The 17194-nt window shown below is 35.4% G+C and carries 21 protein-coding genes; 14 read left to right on the top strand and 7 right to left on the bottom strand.

What is annotated here, in order from left to right; translation table 11 throughout:
* Positions 1–115 precede the first annotated feature (115 nt).
* A complete protein-coding gene (locus PSA_RS21150; protein WP_042143486.1) occupies positions 116–1048 on the bottom strand; it encodes a hypothetical protein in 933 nt (310 codons plus the stop codon).
* Between the two features lie 191 nt (positions 1049–1239).
* Between PSA_RS21150 and PSA_RS21155 the strand changes: the two genes are divergently transcribed.
* From PSA_RS21155 to PSA_RS21175, 5 genes are all read left to right on the top strand, one after another.
* On the top strand, positions 1240–1509 hold the full coding sequence (locus tag PSA_RS21155; protein ID WP_042143485.1) for a hypothetical protein: 270 nt from the start codon (positions 1240–1242) through the stop codon (positions 1507–1509).
* A 180-nt stretch (positions 1510–1689) separates the two neighbouring features.
* Positions 1690–3240 (top strand): DDE-type integrase/transposase/recombinase, encoded by a 1551-nt coding sequence (locus PSA_RS21160; protein ID WP_042143483.1) that lies wholly within the window; start codon positions 1690–1692, stop codon positions 3238–3240.
* Positions 3233–3973: an IS21-like element helper ATPase IstB gene (gene istB / locus PSA_RS21165; RefSeq protein ID WP_042143480.1), complete on the top strand. Its 741-nt coding sequence runs from the start codon at positions 3233–3235 to the stop codon at positions 3971–3973. The genes PSA_RS21160 and istB overlap by 8 nt, the downstream gene beginning before the upstream one ends.
* Positions 3970–4782, top strand: a complete 813-nt coding sequence (locus PSA_RS21170) for a hypothetical protein (protein ID WP_042143478.1) — start codon at positions 3970–3972, stop codon at positions 4780–4782. The genes istB and PSA_RS21170 overlap by 4 nt, the downstream gene beginning before the upstream one ends.
* A 9-nt stretch (positions 4783–4791) precedes the next feature.
* A complete protein-coding gene (locus PSA_RS21175; protein ID WP_052379858.1) occupies positions 4792–5781 on the top strand; it encodes a tyrosine-type recombinase/integrase in 990 nt (329 codons plus the stop codon).
* Here PSA_RS21175 and PSA_RS21180 read toward each other — a convergent pair whose 3' ends face one another.
* Positions 5782–6726: a nucleotidyl transferase AbiEii/AbiGii toxin family protein gene (locus PSA_RS21180; RefSeq protein WP_197276864.1), complete on the bottom strand. Its 945-nt coding sequence runs from the start codon at positions 6724–6726 to the stop codon at positions 5782–5784. It abuts the gene before it with no gap.
* The gene (locus PSA_RS21185; RefSeq protein WP_042143476.1) at positions 6716–7120 is read right to left on the bottom strand and encodes a DUF6088 family protein; all 405 of its coding nucleotides are present in this window, start codon (positions 7118–7120) and stop codon (positions 6716–6718) included. The genes PSA_RS21180 and PSA_RS21185 overlap by 11 nt, the downstream gene beginning before the upstream one ends.
* 246 nt (positions 7121–7366) lie before the next feature.
* On the opposite strand from PSA_RS21185, the gene PSA_RS21190 reads away from it, so the two are divergent.
* The 4 genes from PSA_RS21190 (at position 7367) to PSA_RS21205 (ending at position 10812) form a co-directional block, all read left to right on the top strand.
* On the top strand, positions 7367–8515 hold the full coding sequence (locus tag PSA_RS21190) for an RHS repeat-associated core domain-containing protein (RefSeq protein ID WP_082305862.1): 1149 nt from the start codon (positions 7367–7369) through the stop codon (positions 8513–8515).
* An 8-nt stretch (positions 8516–8523) separates the two neighbouring features.
* Positions 8524–9120 (top strand): hypothetical protein, encoded by a 597-nt coding sequence (locus PSA_RS21195; RefSeq protein WP_042143473.1) that lies wholly within the window; start codon positions 8524–8526, stop codon positions 9118–9120.
* Positions 9121–10087: 967 nt separating this feature from the next.
* Positions 10088–10294 carry a hypothetical protein gene (locus PSA_RS21200; RefSeq protein ID WP_042143471.1) on the top strand — a complete coding sequence of 69 codons (207 nt, stop codon included), beginning with the start codon at positions 10088–10090 and terminating at the stop codon, positions 10292–10294.
* Complete coding sequence (locus PSA_RS21205) at positions 10288–10812, top strand: hypothetical protein (protein ID WP_042143467.1); 525 nt, start codon at positions 10288–10290, stop codon at positions 10810–10812. The genes PSA_RS21200 and PSA_RS21205 overlap by 7 nt, the downstream gene beginning before the upstream one ends.
* 79 nt (positions 10813–10891) lie before the next feature.
* Here PSA_RS21205 and PSA_RS21210 read toward each other — a convergent pair whose 3' ends face one another.
* Positions 10892–11752, bottom strand: coding sequence for a DMT family transporter (locus PSA_RS21210; protein WP_042143466.1), 861 nt, complete (start codon positions 11750–11752; stop codon positions 10892–10894).
* Positions 11753–11873: 121 nt separating this feature from the next.
* On the opposite strand from PSA_RS21210, the gene PSA_RS21215 reads away from it, so the two are divergent.
* Positions 11874–12767 (top strand): LysR family transcriptional regulator, encoded by an 894-nt coding sequence (locus PSA_RS21215; protein ID WP_042143463.1) that lies wholly within the window; start codon positions 11874–11876, stop codon positions 12765–12767.
* A 38-nt stretch (positions 12768–12805) separates the two neighbouring features.
* Here the strand turns inward: PSA_RS21215 and PSA_RS25490 are convergent, their stop codons facing one another.
* Positions 12806–12964 (bottom strand): hypothetical protein, encoded by a 159-nt coding sequence (locus PSA_RS25490; RefSeq protein ID WP_157575810.1) that lies wholly within the window; start codon positions 12962–12964, stop codon positions 12806–12808.
* A 275-nt stretch (positions 12965–13239) separates the two neighbouring features.
* Entirely contained in the window at positions 13240–13650 is a 411-nt protein-coding gene (locus tag PSA_RS21220; protein WP_042143462.1) for a hypothetical protein, read from the bottom strand.
* A gap of 46 nt (positions 13651–13696) precedes the next feature.
* Between PSA_RS21220 and PSA_RS21225 the strand changes: the two genes are divergently transcribed.
* On the top strand, positions 13697–14161 hold the full coding sequence (locus tag PSA_RS21225) for a hypothetical protein (RefSeq protein ID WP_127924071.1): 465 nt from the start codon (positions 13697–13699) through the stop codon (positions 14159–14161).
* 57 nt (positions 14162–14218) lie between these two features.
* Positions 14219–14419: a hypothetical protein gene (locus PSA_RS21230; RefSeq protein WP_042143459.1), complete on the top strand. Its 201-nt coding sequence runs from the start codon at positions 14219–14221 to the stop codon at positions 14417–14419.
* Positions 14420–14514: 95 nt separating this feature from the next.
* Here the strand turns inward: PSA_RS21230 and PSA_RS26615 are convergent, their stop codons facing one another.
* On the bottom strand, positions 14515–14751 hold the full coding sequence (locus PSA_RS26615) for a DUF4177 domain-containing protein (RefSeq protein WP_231665470.1): 237 nt from the start codon (positions 14749–14751) through the stop codon (positions 14515–14517).
* 439 nt (positions 14752–15190) lie between these two features.
* Between PSA_RS26615 and agaR the strand changes: the two genes are divergently transcribed.
* Together agaR and PSA_RS21245 are read left to right on the top strand one after the other, a co-directional pair.
* Complete coding sequence (gene agaR / locus PSA_RS21240) at positions 15191–15964, top strand: transcriptional repressor AgaR (RefSeq protein WP_042143457.1); 774 nt, start codon at positions 15191–15193, stop codon at positions 15962–15964.
* A gap of 156 nt (positions 15965–16120) precedes the next feature.
* Positions 16121–17194, top strand: coding sequence for a serine hydrolase (locus PSA_RS21245; protein WP_082305863.1), 1074 nt, complete (start codon positions 16121–16123; stop codon positions 17192–17194).

The following is a 17194-nucleotide window of genomic DNA, read 5'->3' on the forward strand; positions in this document are numbered from 1 at the left end:
TCTATATAGTTATCTAAGTTCTCATGATTTTCTTTTTTAGTGTAGAGTCCATTTAAATTAGCAGGTGATCCAATCTGTATTAGCATTGATCCGATCTCTTTCAGCAGCTCAAAAATCAAAAGTAAACTTCACCAAATTTATGTTTTTTAGGTCGGGATTTATTAAGCGCTTTGAGTAGCCATTTTAATCCTTGGTTGCTATCTGGTAGCTTCCATTTTTCATGATTAAAGGCTTCTGCCATTTCCTGAATAATAAGTGGTTTATTACCGCGATATTTCCAATAAAAGAATTCTCTAGCTGTGGTATGACGGTCAATTATCATCAAATCTTCAGCCATCATTTCATTCTTCTGCTCTATGCTGAGCATGTACTCAACAACTTCTACAGAATCAGGCCAAGTAGAGGCTCTTGCTCGAAGGATTTGACGCTGGAGGATATTATCATAAACGTATGTATAAAGCTCTGGTAAAAAGCTATGAGGACAAAATCGAGATAAAAAATTAAAGAACACATTATATAAATGCGTTTCAATATCATCGTTTATTAATACTGGCTCACTGTATTGCCGAAACAGCGCTATTAATGCTGCTACAGCATGGTCATCTCCTATCCTGATGAGTTTTTTTAAGGGCTTGTTATCGTCAAGCATTCGCTCATCGAATAGTCTGGGGTTTTCAATATAATCAAGTACTATTGTCGAAACATTTTTATTTAAGCTGTTATAAAACTCATGCCATTGGTCTTCATCACGCTCGATTAATGTTAATGCCTGCCAAAAAGGGGAATGGTAAGTTTTAAGCGCACTAGGACAATGCTCTTTAATACGGCTCATTGATTTTTTACTGGGCGTTATTCCGTGCTTTAAAAAACGTCTCCATTTTCCTGAATCATAGAGCTGTCCAGTGTTTGGACTTATTTTGATATTTTCTGGCTCGAAATGTTTCTCCAGTGCATAGCCTGTGAGCCGTAAGTCATTTATCCGTGCGATAAAGTGCAGCATATATTTTACTTTTAGCCGTTCTATCGGATCTTTTTTAGGTCGAGTCATATTCAAAAGCCGCTATCCGAACGGTCACTGGTCTATATTTTGTTCGGCATGTCACAGTTAATTATAGCTCGTTATCTTAAAAATGCTTGTTTATGCAGGATCATAACTATCGTTTTGATCCTGCTAGCGAACCCATGTTTTATGAGCTAGGTTTGAAGGATACGTGACAAAGCGGAGCAAAGAGAGTTGATATGACTAATGAAGATCTGGCAGAAGCTTTATCAAAAGAGTTAGAGCAGAAGCTGTATGACGAGCATGGCCCAATGATGTTTGGTGATGCGTTAAGAAAAGCCTTGGGCTATCGCAGTGGGGATGCGTTTCGGCAAGCAGCAAGCCGAGGCACAGTACCTATTCATACATTTAGAATTGAAACCAGAAGAGGTCGATTTGCCATGACCAAAGATGTAGCCAAGTGGCTTGCTGAGCAGCGTTATGCCACAGAGGGTGTTGTAATGGATTAGTTTTTTAGGTGCAGAATGTGCAACGCCAACAATTGACTGGTACTCAATGTTGGCGTCGATGGTCTTTGTCTTTAAGCAGACACTATAATCATCGTACATTTTTACCGTTTGTCAAATTATCTTAGAAGATAATTTAGGGATTTCTGCGCCTTTATTTTTAATGACTTAAAGGTAAAGAGTATGATTGAGGTACATAAATTAAGAGAAGTCATTCGCTTACTTCTTTTGCCCAAAGGTTTATCTCATATTTATATTGGCAAGTTAGCAGGTTGCCCTCGGCAAACCGTGGACGTGCTAAGCAATAAGCTATTAGCGTCAGAGATTACGCCTGAATCGTTTGCTGACTTAGATGATGACGAGCTAAAGCGTCAAATATACCCCAAGTGTTTTATTACAAAACGCTTCAAAATTGAGCCTGATTTTGAAGAAATTATTGTGCAATGCATTAAAGCCCATAAAAAATATCGTAAAACGATTTGGACTAAGTATTGTGAATATAAACGAAAGTACGGTGACAAAGCTTATGGTAGGTCTCGGTTTTATCAACTTATAGCGACTTACATTAAGAAAACTCGCTTGTCGATGCTGCAAGAGTTTGCCCCCGGTGAAGTTATGTTTATTGACTATGCTGGGTCAACCTTATCTTACTCAAAAGGTGATCAAGAAGTGATGACCTACGCATTTGTGGCAACCTTGGGTTATTCGAAAAAGCGTTTTGCCTATACGACAAAAGATATGAGTTCGGCAAGTTGGATTAAGGCCATTATCGCCGCCATAGATTATTTTGGTGGTATTCCTGAGGTCATTCATTGTGATAATGCCAAGGCTATGGTCAAAAAAGCAGGATTAGTTGCTGAACTAAGTCAATCTGCAAGTGAGTTTGCTAAGCACTATGATGATGTATTAATCGATACATCAAAAGTTGCTACACCAACTCATAACCCGTTAGCTGAAAATCGTGTAAAAGAGCTGACCCACAGCGTGTTTGCCACAATGAATACTGACCTGACGTTCTTCTCTATTGATGAGATGAATGCTCATTTAGCCGTGGAAGTTGAAAAGCGTAACGCTAACCCAATTCAGCGTATTGGGCTTAGTGCCAATGACTTGTTTTATTCAGATGAGTCTCACCAGTTAGCGCCACGACCTAAACAACCATTTGAGCCAGTAACATACCGCACTGTCGTAAAAGTACCTGAAAACTATTTTGTTTGGTATGACAACAATCGTTACTCCGTGCCTTATGAATATCGAAATGATTACGTTGAGTTGCGTGTTCAAGGTGGAAAACTGTTAATACTTCATAAAGGGCAGCTACGTGTTACTCATGACATTATTGAAGGTAAAAATAATGTTGTCTCGATTGATAAACACCTACATCCAAAACATTTGGCTCAGAAGAGTAAAACCAAATCGCACTATATTGAATGGGCTAAAACCATTGCGCCCTGTGTTGTTAAAGTCGTTGAGCATCTATATAGCAAAACTAAACATGATCATTCTCACCCAATAGGCAAACGTTGCCAAGTATTACAAAAATTTGATAGTCAATTTGGTGATGTTGCTTTTGTAGCCGCCTGTGAATATGCCCTTCGATGTCACATGCTCAGTGTTAAAGAAATTGAACTTATTTTGAAATCTAACGTATATGATGTTGAGCCTGATGCTAGTGAAACGACTCATGCAAATTTACGAGGTCAGGATTACTACTCTGGATGTCAATATGAGTAACTTATTATTACTAATATCTCAATCTAAAGCATTGAAACTAGATGGCTTTGTTGAAGTATTAGAGCAAGATGAAATTGATGACAAATCTAAGCTGGAATTTCTAGAAAAACTATTTGATGCACAACGAGGTAATAATACTGAGCGTAAGATTAGGAGACTAACGACACAAGCCAAACTCAAATATACCAATGTGTTTTTATCTGATATTGATTACACGCTTTATCCATCGTTAAAGGTTAACCAAGTCAATCAATTAGCTGAATGTCATTGGATTGATACCAATAAAAATATTTTGATAGTTGGTGCTACAGGCACAGGAAAAACCTCCTTAGTTTGCCGAATTGCTCAAGAAGTCATTGCTAAAGAGCATAGTGTTATTTTTTATCGTTTGTCACATTTGCTTTTGGAATTAGTGGCTGCGGAAAAAGAAGAAACACTGATGAAATTACTTAAAAAGCTCAGTCGTATTGATGTACTTATTATTGATGATTGGGGTAATGCAAGAATGGATAAGAATGAACGCCATTTACTCTTCGAGCTTATTGAGTTTCGTGAATCAAAAGGCGCTTTGCTTATTACCTCGCAATATCCTATTGCAGCTTGGCACGAGACCTTTGGCAACGAAACCATTGCCGATTCTGTGCTAGATCGTATTGTGCATAATAGCCATAAAATCAACCTGCAAGGTGAATCTATCCGAAAAGTGATTGCTGAGCGTGGCGGTGAATCATGATTAGTTCTTACTTATTGCAGCATAAAGGGTTTAACCAATTATCCTTACTATCAACCCCTACGGTTGAAACAAACACGCAGCAGCAAATTGAATTTTTGTATGAGCACTACCAGTATCGTGCCATTGAGCTTGATAAAGCGTTAAGCTTCTTTAGGGGGCGTGCCCTCAACGATACAAGTATTAAGCAATTTAAGCTCGGTTTTGCCGATACATCGCTATGCCGATTGTTTCAACAAGTGCCTAATCAAGCAGCATTTCGAGAAATATTAAAACGTTTTGGTTTTTTATCTCCTAAAGGACATCAACTGTGCTTAGGCTGTGCTGTTTTTCCAATTATTGAAAACGGTCAAATTAAAGGGGCATATGGCCGACGTATCTCGACAGTATCGGTTCGAATGGAATCGTCGATATATCCGTTTTATTTAGCAAATGAAAATTTACTCTTTAATCAGGACTACCTGCATACTCAACCTAAATGTATTTTGTTATGTAAAAGTCCCTTAGAGGCGGTTAGCGCCATGCAATTGAGTGACACTAAGGCGCTATCACTGGTCGGCAGCATCGACTTTAATGAAGCCCATGCAGAGCATCTAAAGACATGTGGTGTCAAATTAGTAAAGCTCGCCTTTAACTTATCTGAGTATTACCAAGATAAAACCCAAAAAATTGCAGAGCTTCTTGCTGAGCAGCGCATTAAATGCCGTATTGCTGACTTACCAAGTTGGCAAGATATTAATCACCTGCTTTGTCACGAAGCCTCTGCGAAGAAACGCTTTCATCGCTTGTTGCGTCAGGCTCGTTCTGTCTAGGAGAACACTATGCGTGAAATGAAAGAAATTTTAACGCTTGTTGATGGCTTGCAATATTACTTAGACCATTGTTTCTCACATGACATCGAGGCATCGACCATTAATGGTAAAAAGTGTTTGCTTGAACGCTTTGTGTTGTGGTGTCTTGTGAATGACGTTGTTTTATTAAAAGACATTAACTTAGCCTTAGTGAATGAATATCGTTTATTTGCACGTCAAAATTACAAAGGCAAAACAGGGGAGCCTATTCAAAAGAACTCGCTTCGAAATATCATGACAGCGATTAAAGTCTTCATTCGATGCTTGTACATGAATGAGATATTAGATGTTGACCCGCTAGGCCGACTTGAGTTGCCAAAAGCAGCTAAGCGTGTTCCATCTAATGTGCTTGAAAAGCATCAAGTGACTAAAGTATTTGAAATCCCCTTACTTTATGGCGACAAGGGGATGAGAGATAGAGCAATCCTTGAAACGTTTTACGCATCAGGCGTACGCCGTAAGGAGCTAATTAATTTACGCGTAAGTGATATCAACTTTGAAAAAGGAGAACTGCTGGTTTTTAAGGGAAAAGGTGACTCAGATCGTAAAGTACCTATCGCGCCTCGAACCTTAATGTGGCTGAAGTATTATATTGACCATATTCGTCCTAAGTTGATACGCATTCACAGTGGAGAGCAGTTATTTTTAAATAGTGTAGGAAAGCCTTTTACTGAATCAGCCATGAGTAGCTTGGCGAGCAAATATATCAAAGCCGCAGGGTATGATGAAATGGGAAGCTGTAACACGTTTCGCCACTCTGCTGCGACCCATATGTTAGAAGGTGGTGCTAGCCTTCGTTACATTCAAGAGTTTTTGGGTCATGCAAGCATTAGCACCACACAAATTTATACTAAAGTCAGCATTAAGCAGTTACATATCGTCTATGGTGACTCGCATCCAGCTAACCATATACCCTTGGATGAAAGAGTCGAAAAAGCCCTTTTACAAGATGTGGCTTAATCACAGTCGATTCAATATGGTTTGAGTTAACGTGCGAAAGCTTGCAAACGCATCTACCCATGTAACAGGTTTGTTTGCATAAACCATAGGGGCTACATACGCTTGATAACGCTGTTGATGTTCATCGGTTTCAGCAAGCAAGGTTAAACCATACCTAAGTTCATCAACAGGTGCAGTGACTAGCTCTACGTGTTGATTACCGTAACGTGCAATGTCTATTTGTATTACCTTATCTACCAATACTGTTAAATCATCAATATCAGAAGGTGACTCTAACTGAATGTGATGGGTATCGTAGATATGACGAATAAGTGTTTCATCATCTTGACGTTCATGGTTACGAGCATGGCTAGCAGTGCGTCGTAACATTGATATGAGTTTTTCTGCTTGCGTGTCAATAATGCTAGCGCACACGAATGTATCGATTTCACAAGGCTCGCTAACTGTTTGGCTGTATAGCGAACTGATTTCGCGATTAACAGAACCACTTAATAATTCTGATTCGATAAGCTCTAGTTTTATATATGGTCGTAAACATGGCGCTTGTTGGTATGCTTGGGGGTATTTAACATCGAAACACATATAACGATATTCATCTCGGCGAATAACATCTGAATCTAATTCGAAAATATCAGAATCATCAATTAATACACAGACGGCATTGTAAATATCCTTTCGTACATTCTTTTTAGCATTTCTAGAAGGGAGTGATTTGAAATCATCCGTTGGCACGAGCTTTAAATCAACATCTTCTGACATACGGTATGTTTTGATGTTTGATTTAGCTAATGCTGTACCGCCTGAGAAAACCAAACGATGGTAAGGTGTTTCGACTTGCTGAATAAGCTTTAAAAGCTGAACAACATAATAGTCTTTTTCAACAATTGTCGGGTTACTTAGACCTATTGCATCAGCGACATCTGAAAACAGTGAACTATCCAGCAATATTTACCCCTTGTGAGCCTACGGCAATCTTACGCGTAAAGCGTGAAGATTTAGGCTTGATCAACACTTTGGCTGGTATTTGAGTGCTTTGACCTAGCATGTTCGATAAAGATAGTGCATCAAACTGGTAGTCACGCCCTAAACGTTCCATTGCCTCAATGAGTACACCATCAGCACCTGCTGGGTTATCAGGCATAGGCTTACCTGTAATACGGTTTAAACGAGCACGCACATATAAACCGTATCCGATTTTAATAAGATCACCAGTAGTAACCATTTGACGTAAGATTCGTCCTACTTGATCATAATTGGCGATGTCTTTAAAGTCTGAACGCAAAAAGACAGAACGCTTTGAGCGTGAAACTCTAACCTTAATTCTGCTTTTAATAGTCATATAACACCTCGTTTTTCAACAATTCTAGTATATGCAAAAATACGACATTTTTCAATTACAAAAACACGACATTTTTCAATTGCAAAAATACGACATTTATGTCGTGTTTCTGCATTTAAGTAGTGCTCGGTTTAGGGAAATTTTTGAAGTAAGATTGAATAATCTTATATATTTGATAAATTACAAAAAGCTTATTTATTAGCTAGTTATTGCTCTTTAACTCTATCGAACTTCTGTGGAATTCATATGAACGGTCGGATCTACGATCCAACGTTGGGGAGATTCTTGCAGGCAGACCCGTTTATTCAGGCACCGAGTAATTCACAGTCGTATAACCGTTATACTTATGTTTGGAATAACCCGTTAAGTTATACCGATCCGAGCGGGTATTTTGTTAAGTCTTTCCTTAAAGGCATGATGAAAGTTACTGGTACGGGCCATATACTGAGGGCGCTAGCCAAGGTTCCGATACTGAATTCCGCAGTGCAAATAGCGATCGGGATTGGTTGTGGTACTGCTGCTGCACAATGTTTAGCTGCTTATAATGGTTTACAGAGTTATGCTGTCACGGGAAGTTTAGGGGCAGGGTTAAGGACAGCGGCGATTTCTTATGCTCAGTCTTGGTCGTTGCAACAAATTGGAGCCAGTAAAACTTGGGGCGAAGCTGGTTCGATAGCAAATGTGTCTGCTAATGCTTTGGTAGGTGGTGTTAGCGCAGAGCTTCAAGGAGGAAACTTTGGGCATGGATTTGTTTCGGCAGGTGTGGCGTCAGCATTTAAACCATTATTAAATGATATTGGTGGTGAAAATAGTGCCAATGCTGCAATTGATAGGGGTGATGTTTCTGCTTTATCATATTACAAAGTTCATCGCATAGTTGGTGCATCAGTAATAGGCGGTACAACTTCAGTTATCAGTGGCGGCAAGTTTGCTAATGGTGCTGTTACAGGGGCTTTTACACAATTATTTAATGCCGAAACTAGCAATAAAAAGAAAGCAGAGTGGGTAAAGGCTAACCCTGAACATGCTAGGGTTATCGCAAAATTAAGACTTGTGGCTCAAGATGCTGCAAATTCTTATGATAGTACGTGTAGTGATTGGGAATGTGCGATACCTTGGAGACGGGGTACAGGCATTCATAAAATATTTGCTGATAAAGTTGATGCACTTGGAGTCGATTATAATGCTGAAGTATCATACAAAAATGGTCTTCTAGTTCCTTATGGCACGAAAGGTTCAGTCCGAGCAGATGGTGTATATGGCCCAATAGCTAACCCTGAAATACTCTTCGAACTAAAAACAGGATTTTGGAATTATATGTCTGTTGGTGAAGCGAATAATTATTTTGAGCATATCCCTGATGGGTCTGCCCTCAGTCTGATAAAAGTTGACTAGGTTGAATAATGAATAAAAAGAAATTAACAAAACTTATATTGAAAGAATTTCCTACTTTTTCAAATAGTGGGGATTATATTTTTGTAAATCCATTAGAGCATATCCTCAGTGGCTTTCTTATCGAAAAAACCAGACGCGGAATATATATTTGGCGTTTTATATATCCCTTATTTGATTGTAATGAACATTTGAGTTTGCTTTACAGTGATCGCTTGGATGTTTCAAAATTTTATATTAATTCTAGTGAACTGAGTGATAAAGATATTTCAGATAAAGATATTTCAGATAAAGTTTTAAATATAATTCAGCAAAACATATATTTAGCGCATGAATGTAAAACAATAGCTGATTTTTGTACGGAACTTCAAAACAAAAAAGGTATTTTAGAGCATAAGCATGCACAGATGATTTATGGGTTTGCTCTTATTTTAAATAATAAAGAAGAATTAGCTAAAGAATATCTATTGTTATCAGTTAGTAAACTATCAGAACCTTTTAAAAGTCGTTGTATGGAAGTTCTTAAAATGCTAGATAATGATGTTGATTCGGCTAAACAAGTAATCTTAGAATTGGAAGATAGAATGAAACAACTCTTAAAAATATAACATTTAACATAAAATTAAGGGAGTAATGGTATTTGAGAGTTACTCTCTTTTGATTTCAAACCTCTCACGAACTGAACGAAGGTTTGGCTTCTTTGGGAGCAAAGTGATTAAAGCAAATTAAAACCAGCGAAAGCTGGTTTCCTTTAGGCCAGCAACAGTTTTTTAGCCAAAAGTAATAACGAAACATAGTCAGAGAAATTTAACGGTAGTTCGAGTAATTGCTTTTCGGCTAATTTTGTTCGGACTGTCCTGCTAATATCGTTTGGATCAGATGCTAAAGTTGCTTGGATTGACTGCTAATAGTGAGTGGATTTTGCATTTAGCAAGTTTGATTGCTTTGTTTATGTAAAGTAATGCCGATGTTTGGTTATTTTGTGCATGAAAAACATCAGCTAATGTACGCATAGCAAATTGTGAGTTTGGATAAAGCTTTAAACGATACTCAGCGATATGTAATGCGGTATCTAAATTGTTATTTCAAAGAAAGATGTGAGTGTACTCATAGAGATCTGTCTCTATTGTTAGTTAGCCTCATTTTATTTGTGAGTACATTTTTATATTTCAAACCTCAACCATTTGAAGCTAAATTTCAACATCGAAATATCATTACCTCAAGTCAGTCTCCTGAATTTCAAAGTGTATTTTCACCAAGTGAAAATAAGATCATTTATATTAAAAAAATACAGATAATAAATCGGTTTTAATTGAGTCTGATTTAGGTAAAAAACTCAAAGAATCGTTAGTAATACCAATTCCAATAAATATGAGATCAATCTAAATAGTCTAAATGTACAATAGCTGTGTTGCTTTCAATCCCAATAGCCAGCTATTGCTCAATCAAGCGCCTTGCTCTTGAAAATTTATCCTAATTTATATTAGATCATTAACTTAATAGAACTGGTATAAAGAATATGATGTAGGTATTAGCTTTGATTATGCCAATACTGACAAATCAATATTTGCATTGGTGAAAACAGATGCAAGCCAATTAGTTAAGATTAATTTAGAAGATGGTACAGAAACTGTTTTAGATATCAATAAAATAGGCCATGTAGATAATATTAAACAAATTAAAGCACAATTTTTAAATTTAAATGGTGAAGTATTTCCTATACAAATTGCCTCACACAAAAAAAACACTATCCAAATTTTAATCGCAAAGGTCAGTTGTTAATAACGGAAACGAGTTTAGATACCGACTTATATGTTTTTGATACTAAAACCAATGGTAAAAAATTAGTATCTGATTCTATTCATCAAGATCTCATAGTAATACCCAGTTTAACGAATAATAAGCAACTTATCGTTTCAAGACGATTGGGTAAAACGCAAATATTTTTAAAGCATAATGAACAGCTAAGCTTTGCTTATGCGAATGAAGGCGATGCAGAATATATTAGCCCGCCAATATGGTCACCAAATGAAGAAAATATCGCTTTTAGTGCCGATGAAAAGTTAGTTTTTATAAATCTCAAAAAACTAGAAAGAAAACTATCAACTTTGGATTATGATATTACTCGTGTATTAGATTGGCATGAAAATGGTAATAAAGTTTTATTAAAAGGTGTTAACCAAGGGCAAGATTATTACATCATTAATAATGGCTTTAATCATATTATGAAATATAACTTTCCTAAAAGCATGTTTCATTTAACTGGGGTGAGTAAAAAGCTTAATCACCTGTATTTTTAAAGCGAAACTAAAAAACAACAAAATGAAATTTTGTATGATTAATCTTGGGCATGATGATAAACATGCCCATTTCAGATCGCTAAGATACAAGCCCTTTATTCTTTGACTCTATTTTTGCTAACCATAATAAAGGTGCAATAATAAAAAGGGTGCCAACTGCCATGGTTAGATCTGGTATTTCATCAAACCAAATAATACCAACAGCCACTGCACACAATAGACCACTATATTCGGCGCTGGCTATTTTACTTGCATCACTAGAGCGATAAGCCACGATGCAAATACCAGCATAGATCAAAATAAAACTACTAGAACCTGCCGCTGTGAGCATAGGTGTAAAATCCCAGGGCTTTCCTTCATATAAAGCTAAAGCAAATGCGATTGGAATGCCGACTATATTTGTCATAAATAAGGTTTGAAATACATTTTGCTGCTTTGGTAGCTTTCTTATTAGCAAATTATTTACTGCCATAGTGAATGCAACGATTAAAGCTGCAATGGCAGCCCAGTCTATATGTGTAGGGCGAATAACAATTAAAACGCCTATAAAACCAAAAATAGCGACACCAACAGCATGTTTAGATAACTTTTCATTAAATAGCACCATAGCAAGTGGCAGCATTAATAAAGGTGCGGCATAAAAAATAGCATTGACCGTTGCTAATGGCATTGAGCTAATTGCAATCACCATAAATACAGCACCTATTAACCAAATATGACCACGGATCACGTGCCATTTTAAACCTTGTTTAAAAGCTGTTTTTTTACCGATAAAACATAAAGGCAATAATATTAATGCCGCTGTAATTTGTCGAAAAAGTACAAATTGGTAAACAGCAATATCTTCAGAAAGTGTTTTGATCAAAGCATCAGAAAATACGGCAATTAAATTACCTATTACAAGTAAAATCATGGCTAAACCAACAGTCATATTATTCATCAAACCTCTCCTATAAAATTGTTCTGCAATTTGAGTAGGAGAAGTTTATTGCAAACCTATAGATTATGTATAATGATTAAAATACTTTTAGTATGAGTTAAACTAATAATGAGTTTTTTAAATGAAGTTACCTCCGTTACGTGCATTACAATGTTTTGAAGCTGTTGCTAGGCTGAATAGTTTTTCACAAGCAGCAGATCAACTTAACGTCACACAAAGTGCGGTTAGCCACCAAGTAAAGCTTTTGGAAGAATATTTAGGCGAAGCTATGTTTAGTCGCCATGGCCGCTCTTTTGCTTTAACAGAAGTAGGGGAGCGGTATTTTGAAGAAGTAACACATTCATTAAGTAACTTATCTAATGCGAGTCAGCTCATAAGAGAAGGACAAACAGGTAAGATCCGTTTAGCGCTATATAGCTCAGTCGCGGTTAAGTGGTTGATACCCCGTTTAGATGACTTAAAACAAAAATACCCAGAAATAGAACTCTCGCTCAATATGATGGCAGATGAACCTAAATGTAGTGATCAGGTAGCAGATTGTTTTATTACGGTAGACCCACCAAAAACAAATTTTGTAGTAGAGTTTTTATATGCTGAGCGCCTTTATCCAGTATGTGGTCACAAACTTTGGCAACAAATAAAAGATAAACCTTTACCTGATGCCTTATGGACTCAACCGCTATTATCTGTGCAAAATTTATTCCCAGGAGAGCAATTAGCTGAAGATTGGCGACGCTGGGCGCAACAAGGCGGTTTTGAAATGCCAAGTGATACAAAAATAAATCACTTTAGCCATATGTTATTGGCAGCAGAAGCTGCCCGATATGATCAGGGCATTACTTTAATGAATCATTATTTGATGTCAGATCAAGACAGGCAATATAATTTTGTGCGCATTCCTATGCATGAAGTATTAACCGGTGATAATTTCTATTTTGTTTATAAAAAATCACGTGCGAAACAAATGGATATCGTTAAACTAGGGCGTTGGCTTAAACAGCAGTGTTTTGAGTAATATAAACACTGCTGCTGAATTATCAAAGTATTGATAGATTATTCATCAGATGAAAAGTAACTTAACTCAGCACTGATCACTCTATCTTCATTAAAGGTAAAATAGCCTTGCCAGTTATCGTTTGAAAACTCAAGAATATCATTCATCATATAGGCGTCATCAATATTTAACTTTTTAACTACTTGAGACTCAGACATTTCTTTTTCAACATTTAAAAACTGTCAATTAGTTATATTTGAAAATAATGAGTCTAAAATATTTAAACTCGCTGACTTTATATTTATTTCTTCAATTAAAGATAGCTCTGAGAAGGTATTTCGTTTAAAGGTTATAAGCTGATTACAAGAAGTTAAATAGGTTTTTGTTTTTGTCTTAATATTAAATCTAAATAAATAATTAGATCTAATATTGTTGATAGTTTGATTTGATAAGTTATTAGTATTTAAACAAGAGTCTTTTGATGAGTTTAAATCTAAGTCTGATGTATTTCCACATCTTTTTTATCCATACCTAACCTAAATCCATAAAATGAATTTTTAGAAACAAAAGAATCAGCTAGAACAGGTGGTGTTACAGATGTACTATGTTTGGTAGTAGATGTTTGAGCTTTAGATTCAACTTCGAAATCGAGAGTCAAATTAGATTGAGTTTGTGTTGATACCAGTGGAGATTTATTTTTTATAAACTGATCAAATTCTCGCTGGGTTAATTTCAAAGAGTTATCACAATTAATTGCTGGATAGAAAATAGCATATCCGGTTTGTTGTTTAGAATTCACCACAGATTTTAAGCTTTCATCTGTATGATATTGTGTATTAAAAGATTTAACGTATACACTATTTATGTCATTTTCTTGTGCATATAAGTTAATTTTATCTAACATTTTATTTGTTAAAAAGTCTCTTTTATTCCTAATTAAATCCCAATATATGGTGAAACAAGCTTTTTTAGATAAACCTCTTAATTTAGATGAGCAGATTAATGCGCTTATATCCCAAGACATCACAGATTGGAATTTAATTGAGATAAACGCTTTATTTAAACAATTAACTGTCAGTAGCAATAAGTTAAATAAATCGATCAAAATTATTAATGAAAACCATATAACCTTAGCTGATCCAGAAGTAAAACAGTGGCAAGATGAATTAGTTAGACAATATGAGGTTTTACACCAAAGCCGCCAATTTATATTAGCTTATTCATTAAACGCTTCAGCTAAAAAACTAAAGTCTATCAACTTATCTCTAGCACAAGATGCAAGACCTTTATTCGCATCAATTAATCCAGAAAATGCGTTAAATGCGATGCAACCATTATTTAAAACAATGTTTAAAGAGTATCTTTTTTATCAAAATTTAATGGTAAATCTTTATCTATCGGGAAAGGGAAGTTGACTCTATCAAGATTTTTTATGGTACGAACCATGGAAGAAACTCGAATCAGATATTTTTATGCCACAAGAAAACTTAGAAACTTATTCTGATATGGCTGACCTAAGAACTAAAGAGATCGATAAGATAGTTACACAATATAATATTGAATCACCGGATTTATCTGATGAACTGGTTAGTATTGAAATTCTTAATGAGAAATTTAAAGCATTACATATCACAATTTCAAACTTAGCCAGTCATCAGGCTCTTTTATATTAGAGAGGGACTTTTTATTCTCAGCCTGATAGCTCTTGCTTATGTTATTAGGGGAGCTTTCTTTGTAATAAAACAACAAAACTTCCTGTTTTAACCGACTATCTTCCTTGGGCTAAATCTGGGGTTAATACCTGAATAACAAGCCAACCTTTTTGACCTTCTTTATTGAAAATCTCTGCTAAATCAGGCATTTTTTTAAGCCCGGTTAAAAAACCTTCTTTATTGTCTATTTCTAATGTTTTATATTCGTATTTTTTCATCTGAGGTAATTCCTTATATTCAAGTTCTAAAATATCTATGACTAATGCTGAGGCAAGTGCTTTTTTTGATTGCAATGATGCAGAGCCCGCATTTTCAATTCGCTGAATAGTTCGTAAATTAAGTCCTCAAGCGATAGCTAATTCATCTTGTGAGCATGATTTTTGTTGTCGTAACTCGACAATTAAATGTGCATTAACTTTAATAAATACCTTTTACTAAATGTGTGAAGACAGAAAAATACTGCATGATGAAGTGAGATTGTTTTACGAATAGCTTACGACAGTTATACGACAGTTGTAAGTATTTCGTTATATTCAAGGTGTTATTAGCCATTTTTTAAGTAGGTTTAGTTTGTACGAAATTTTCGTTTTGTTTCATTACTATATAATTAATATAAATTTTAGCTGAAATCCTTTCATATTTGACAAAATGGAAGTTTTTATAAATAAAGTGATTAACTATGTTAAGCTTAAGCAACATTTTTAAATAATAAAAATAACCAGAGTAATTAAAATGCTAAGCACAATAGAAAGACGTCATGAAATTGTATTAAGAACACAAAAGCTTGGTAATGTATCCGTAAAAGAATTAGCTACAGAATTCGATATTTCAACGGTAACAATTCGACATGACTTAAATGAATTAAATAAATTAGGATTGATTGTACGCTCGCGTGGTGGTGCTGTTGCAAGTACACGTTTAACCAAAGAGTTATCTGTAAAAGAGAAGCATAAAGAAAACCATAAAATTAAAAAACAGTTAGGTGCAGCTGTCGCACAATTTATTAATGATGGCGATGCCGTTTTATTAGACTCAGGTACTACCACTGAAGAAGTTGCAGGTTGTTTAGGCAAGCATAAAGACATAATAGTGATGACTAACGGCTTAAATATAGCCAATGAATTAGCAGGTTTTGAAAATTGTGATGTATTAATTACCGGCGGTCAGTTACGTAAAAAGTCTATGTCTTTTTATGGCTCTCATGCAGAAGATATTTTAAATGATTATAATTTTAATAAAGTTATTTTAGGTGTTGATGGTATAGATTTAAAAAGCGGTATAAGCACACATTATGAACCTGAGGCCAGTTTTAACCGCGCGATGTGTGATAATGCAGATCAGATTATAGTGGTAACAGACTCTTCTAAATTTGGCCGCCGTTCACTTCATTCAATTCTACAATTAAATGCGATTGATATTTTAATAACAGATAGCGGCATCCCTCAAGAATTTATTGAACTGTTTGAAAAAACAAATACGCAAGTTCATATTGTAGATGCTAAATAGTTGTAGTTAATTTACTTAATTGAAAAAGCGCTTTAAGCGCTTTTTTATGTTTAGAATTATTTTGTTACCAAAACCATCTGCTATTTAGGTATTATCTTATGTATTTTTTCTGAATTCAATGTACCTTTTATTAATACTCCTATTTTATGGTTATTTATGAACAAGTATCTTGTCGTTATATTTTTATTGTGCTTGATGGGATGTAGTACAACTAGCAAAGTTGATGAGAATAGCTTATCTCTGAAAGCAAAACTTTCCGCAATTATTAATAAGCAAAAAGATACAAAACCAGGATTGAGTGTATTAGTAAAACATAAAAATAAAACCTTAATTAAAACAAGCAAAGGTCTTGCTAATCAGCGCTGTGTCATTACTGAAAATACCGCATTTAGAATTGGCTCTATTAGTAAAACTTTTACAGCTTTGTCTATAATGACTTTAGTTGAGTCTGGTCAGCTATCGCTCAGCGATAATGTTAAACAACATCTTGCATCTTTGCCGAATAACTGGGCTGATATTAACATTAAAGACTTACTCTCTCATAAAGTCAGTTTATCAAAAGATTTTTTTGCATTTAATAATCTTCATTTAGCTAATAATGCAACAAATAGCACTTTATTATCTTATTTACAGCAAGACGATTTACAAGTATCAAAATTAGAACGAGACAAAGCGGTTTATTGTAATACTTGTTATGTTTTACTTGCTGAGATAGTAAAGCACGTGAGTGACCAAGATTATAATGAATATATGGCACAACATGTTTTTATGCCCGCTAATATGAAGCAGAGCTATATTGTTGACGAACATACACATTTAAAGCCTGCCAGTGCGCTAAATTATGCAAAAACAACTAGGTTCTTTAATATCGAGCAATATACAACGGGTGCGATGGCGCAAGTTAGTAGCATTAATGATCTAGATAATTTTATCACCGCGCTCAAACAAGAAAAAATAGTGAGTAAAAGTTCGTTAGATAATATGACTCAGGTGCATTCTGATTTGGGAGAAGATGGCTTATATGGATTAGGATGGATTATTGGCTGGGGTAACGAACCATTTTTTGCACATAGTGGTTCACAAGATGGTTATCAATCTGAATTATTTTTATATCCAAAATATGATTTCGAAGTGGCTATATTATCAAATGGTGGAGACGAGACGTTTCAGCTTCAAAGTGAATTGATGCAAGCAATAATCAGTCACTTTAAAGCACTTAATGAAGTTTAA

Origin of the sequence: Pseudoalteromonas sp. '520P1 No. 423' (genome assembly GCF_001269985.1) — a bacterium.
Classification (GTDB): domain Bacteria; phylum Pseudomonadota; class Gammaproteobacteria; order Enterobacterales; family Alteromonadaceae; genus Pseudoalteromonas.

What these genes read in the sequence shown, in the direction of transcription:
- PSA_RS21150 (WP_042143486.1), bottom strand. Translation starts at nt 1,048, where the DNA reads ATGACTCGACCTAAAAAAGATCCGATAGAACGGCTAAAAGTAAAATAT.
- PSA_RS21155 (WP_042143485.1), top strand. Translation starts at nt 1,240, where the DNA reads ATGACTAATGAAGATCTGGCAGAAGCTTTATCAAAAGAGTTAGAGCAG.
- PSA_RS21160 (WP_042143483.1), top strand. Translation starts at nt 1,690, where the DNA reads ATGATTGAGGTACATAAATTAAGAGAAGTCATTCGCTTACTTCTTTTG.
- istB (WP_042143480.1), top strand. Translation starts at nt 3,233, where the DNA reads ATGAGTAACTTATTATTACTAATATCTCAATCTAAAGCATTGAAACTA.
- PSA_RS21170 (WP_042143478.1), top strand. Translation starts at nt 3,970, where the DNA reads ATGATTAGTTCTTACTTATTGCAGCATAAAGGGTTTAACCAATTATCC.
- PSA_RS21175 (WP_052379858.1), top strand. Translation starts at nt 4,792, where the DNA reads ATGCGTGAAATGAAAGAAATTTTAACGCTTGTTGATGGCTTGCAATAT.
- PSA_RS21185 (WP_042143476.1), bottom strand. Translation starts at nt 7,120, where the DNA reads ATGACTATTAAAAGCAGAATTAAGGTTAGAGTTTCACGCTCAAAGCGT.
- PSA_RS21190 (WP_082305862.1), top strand. Translation starts at nt 7,367, where the DNA reads ATGAACGGTCGGATCTACGATCCAACGTTGGGGAGATTCTTGCAGGCA.
- PSA_RS21195 (WP_042143473.1), top strand. Translation starts at nt 8,524, where the DNA reads ATGAATAAAAAGAAATTAACAAAACTTATATTGAAAGAATTTCCTACT.
- PSA_RS21210 (WP_042143466.1), bottom strand. Translation starts at nt 11,752, where the DNA reads ATGAATAATATGACTGTTGGTTTAGCCATGATTTTACTTGTAATAGGT.
- PSA_RS21215 (WP_042143463.1), top strand. Translation starts at nt 11,874, where the DNA reads ATGAAGTTACCTCCGTTACGTGCATTACAATGTTTTGAAGCTGTTGCT.
- PSA_RS25490 (WP_157575810.1), bottom strand. Translation starts at nt 12,964, where the DNA reads ATGTCTGAGTCTCAAGTAGTTAAAAAGTTAAATATTGATGACGCCTAT.
- PSA_RS21220 (WP_042143462.1), bottom strand. Translation starts at nt 13,650, where the DNA reads ATGTTAGATAAAATTAACTTATATGCACAAGAAAATGACATAAATAGT.
- PSA_RS21225 (WP_127924071.1), top strand. Translation starts at nt 13,697, where the DNA reads ATGGTGAAACAAGCTTTTTTAGATAAACCTCTTAATTTAGATGAGCAG.
- PSA_RS21230 (WP_042143459.1), top strand. Translation starts at nt 14,219, where the DNA reads ATGCCACAAGAAAACTTAGAAACTTATTCTGATATGGCTGACCTAAGA.
- agaR (WP_042143457.1), top strand. Translation starts at nt 15,191, where the DNA reads ATGCTAAGCACAATAGAAAGACGTCATGAAATTGTATTAAGAACACAA.
- PSA_RS21245 (WP_082305863.1), top strand. Translation starts at nt 16,121, where the DNA reads ATGAACAAGTATCTTGTCGTTATATTTTTATTGTGCTTGATGGGATGT.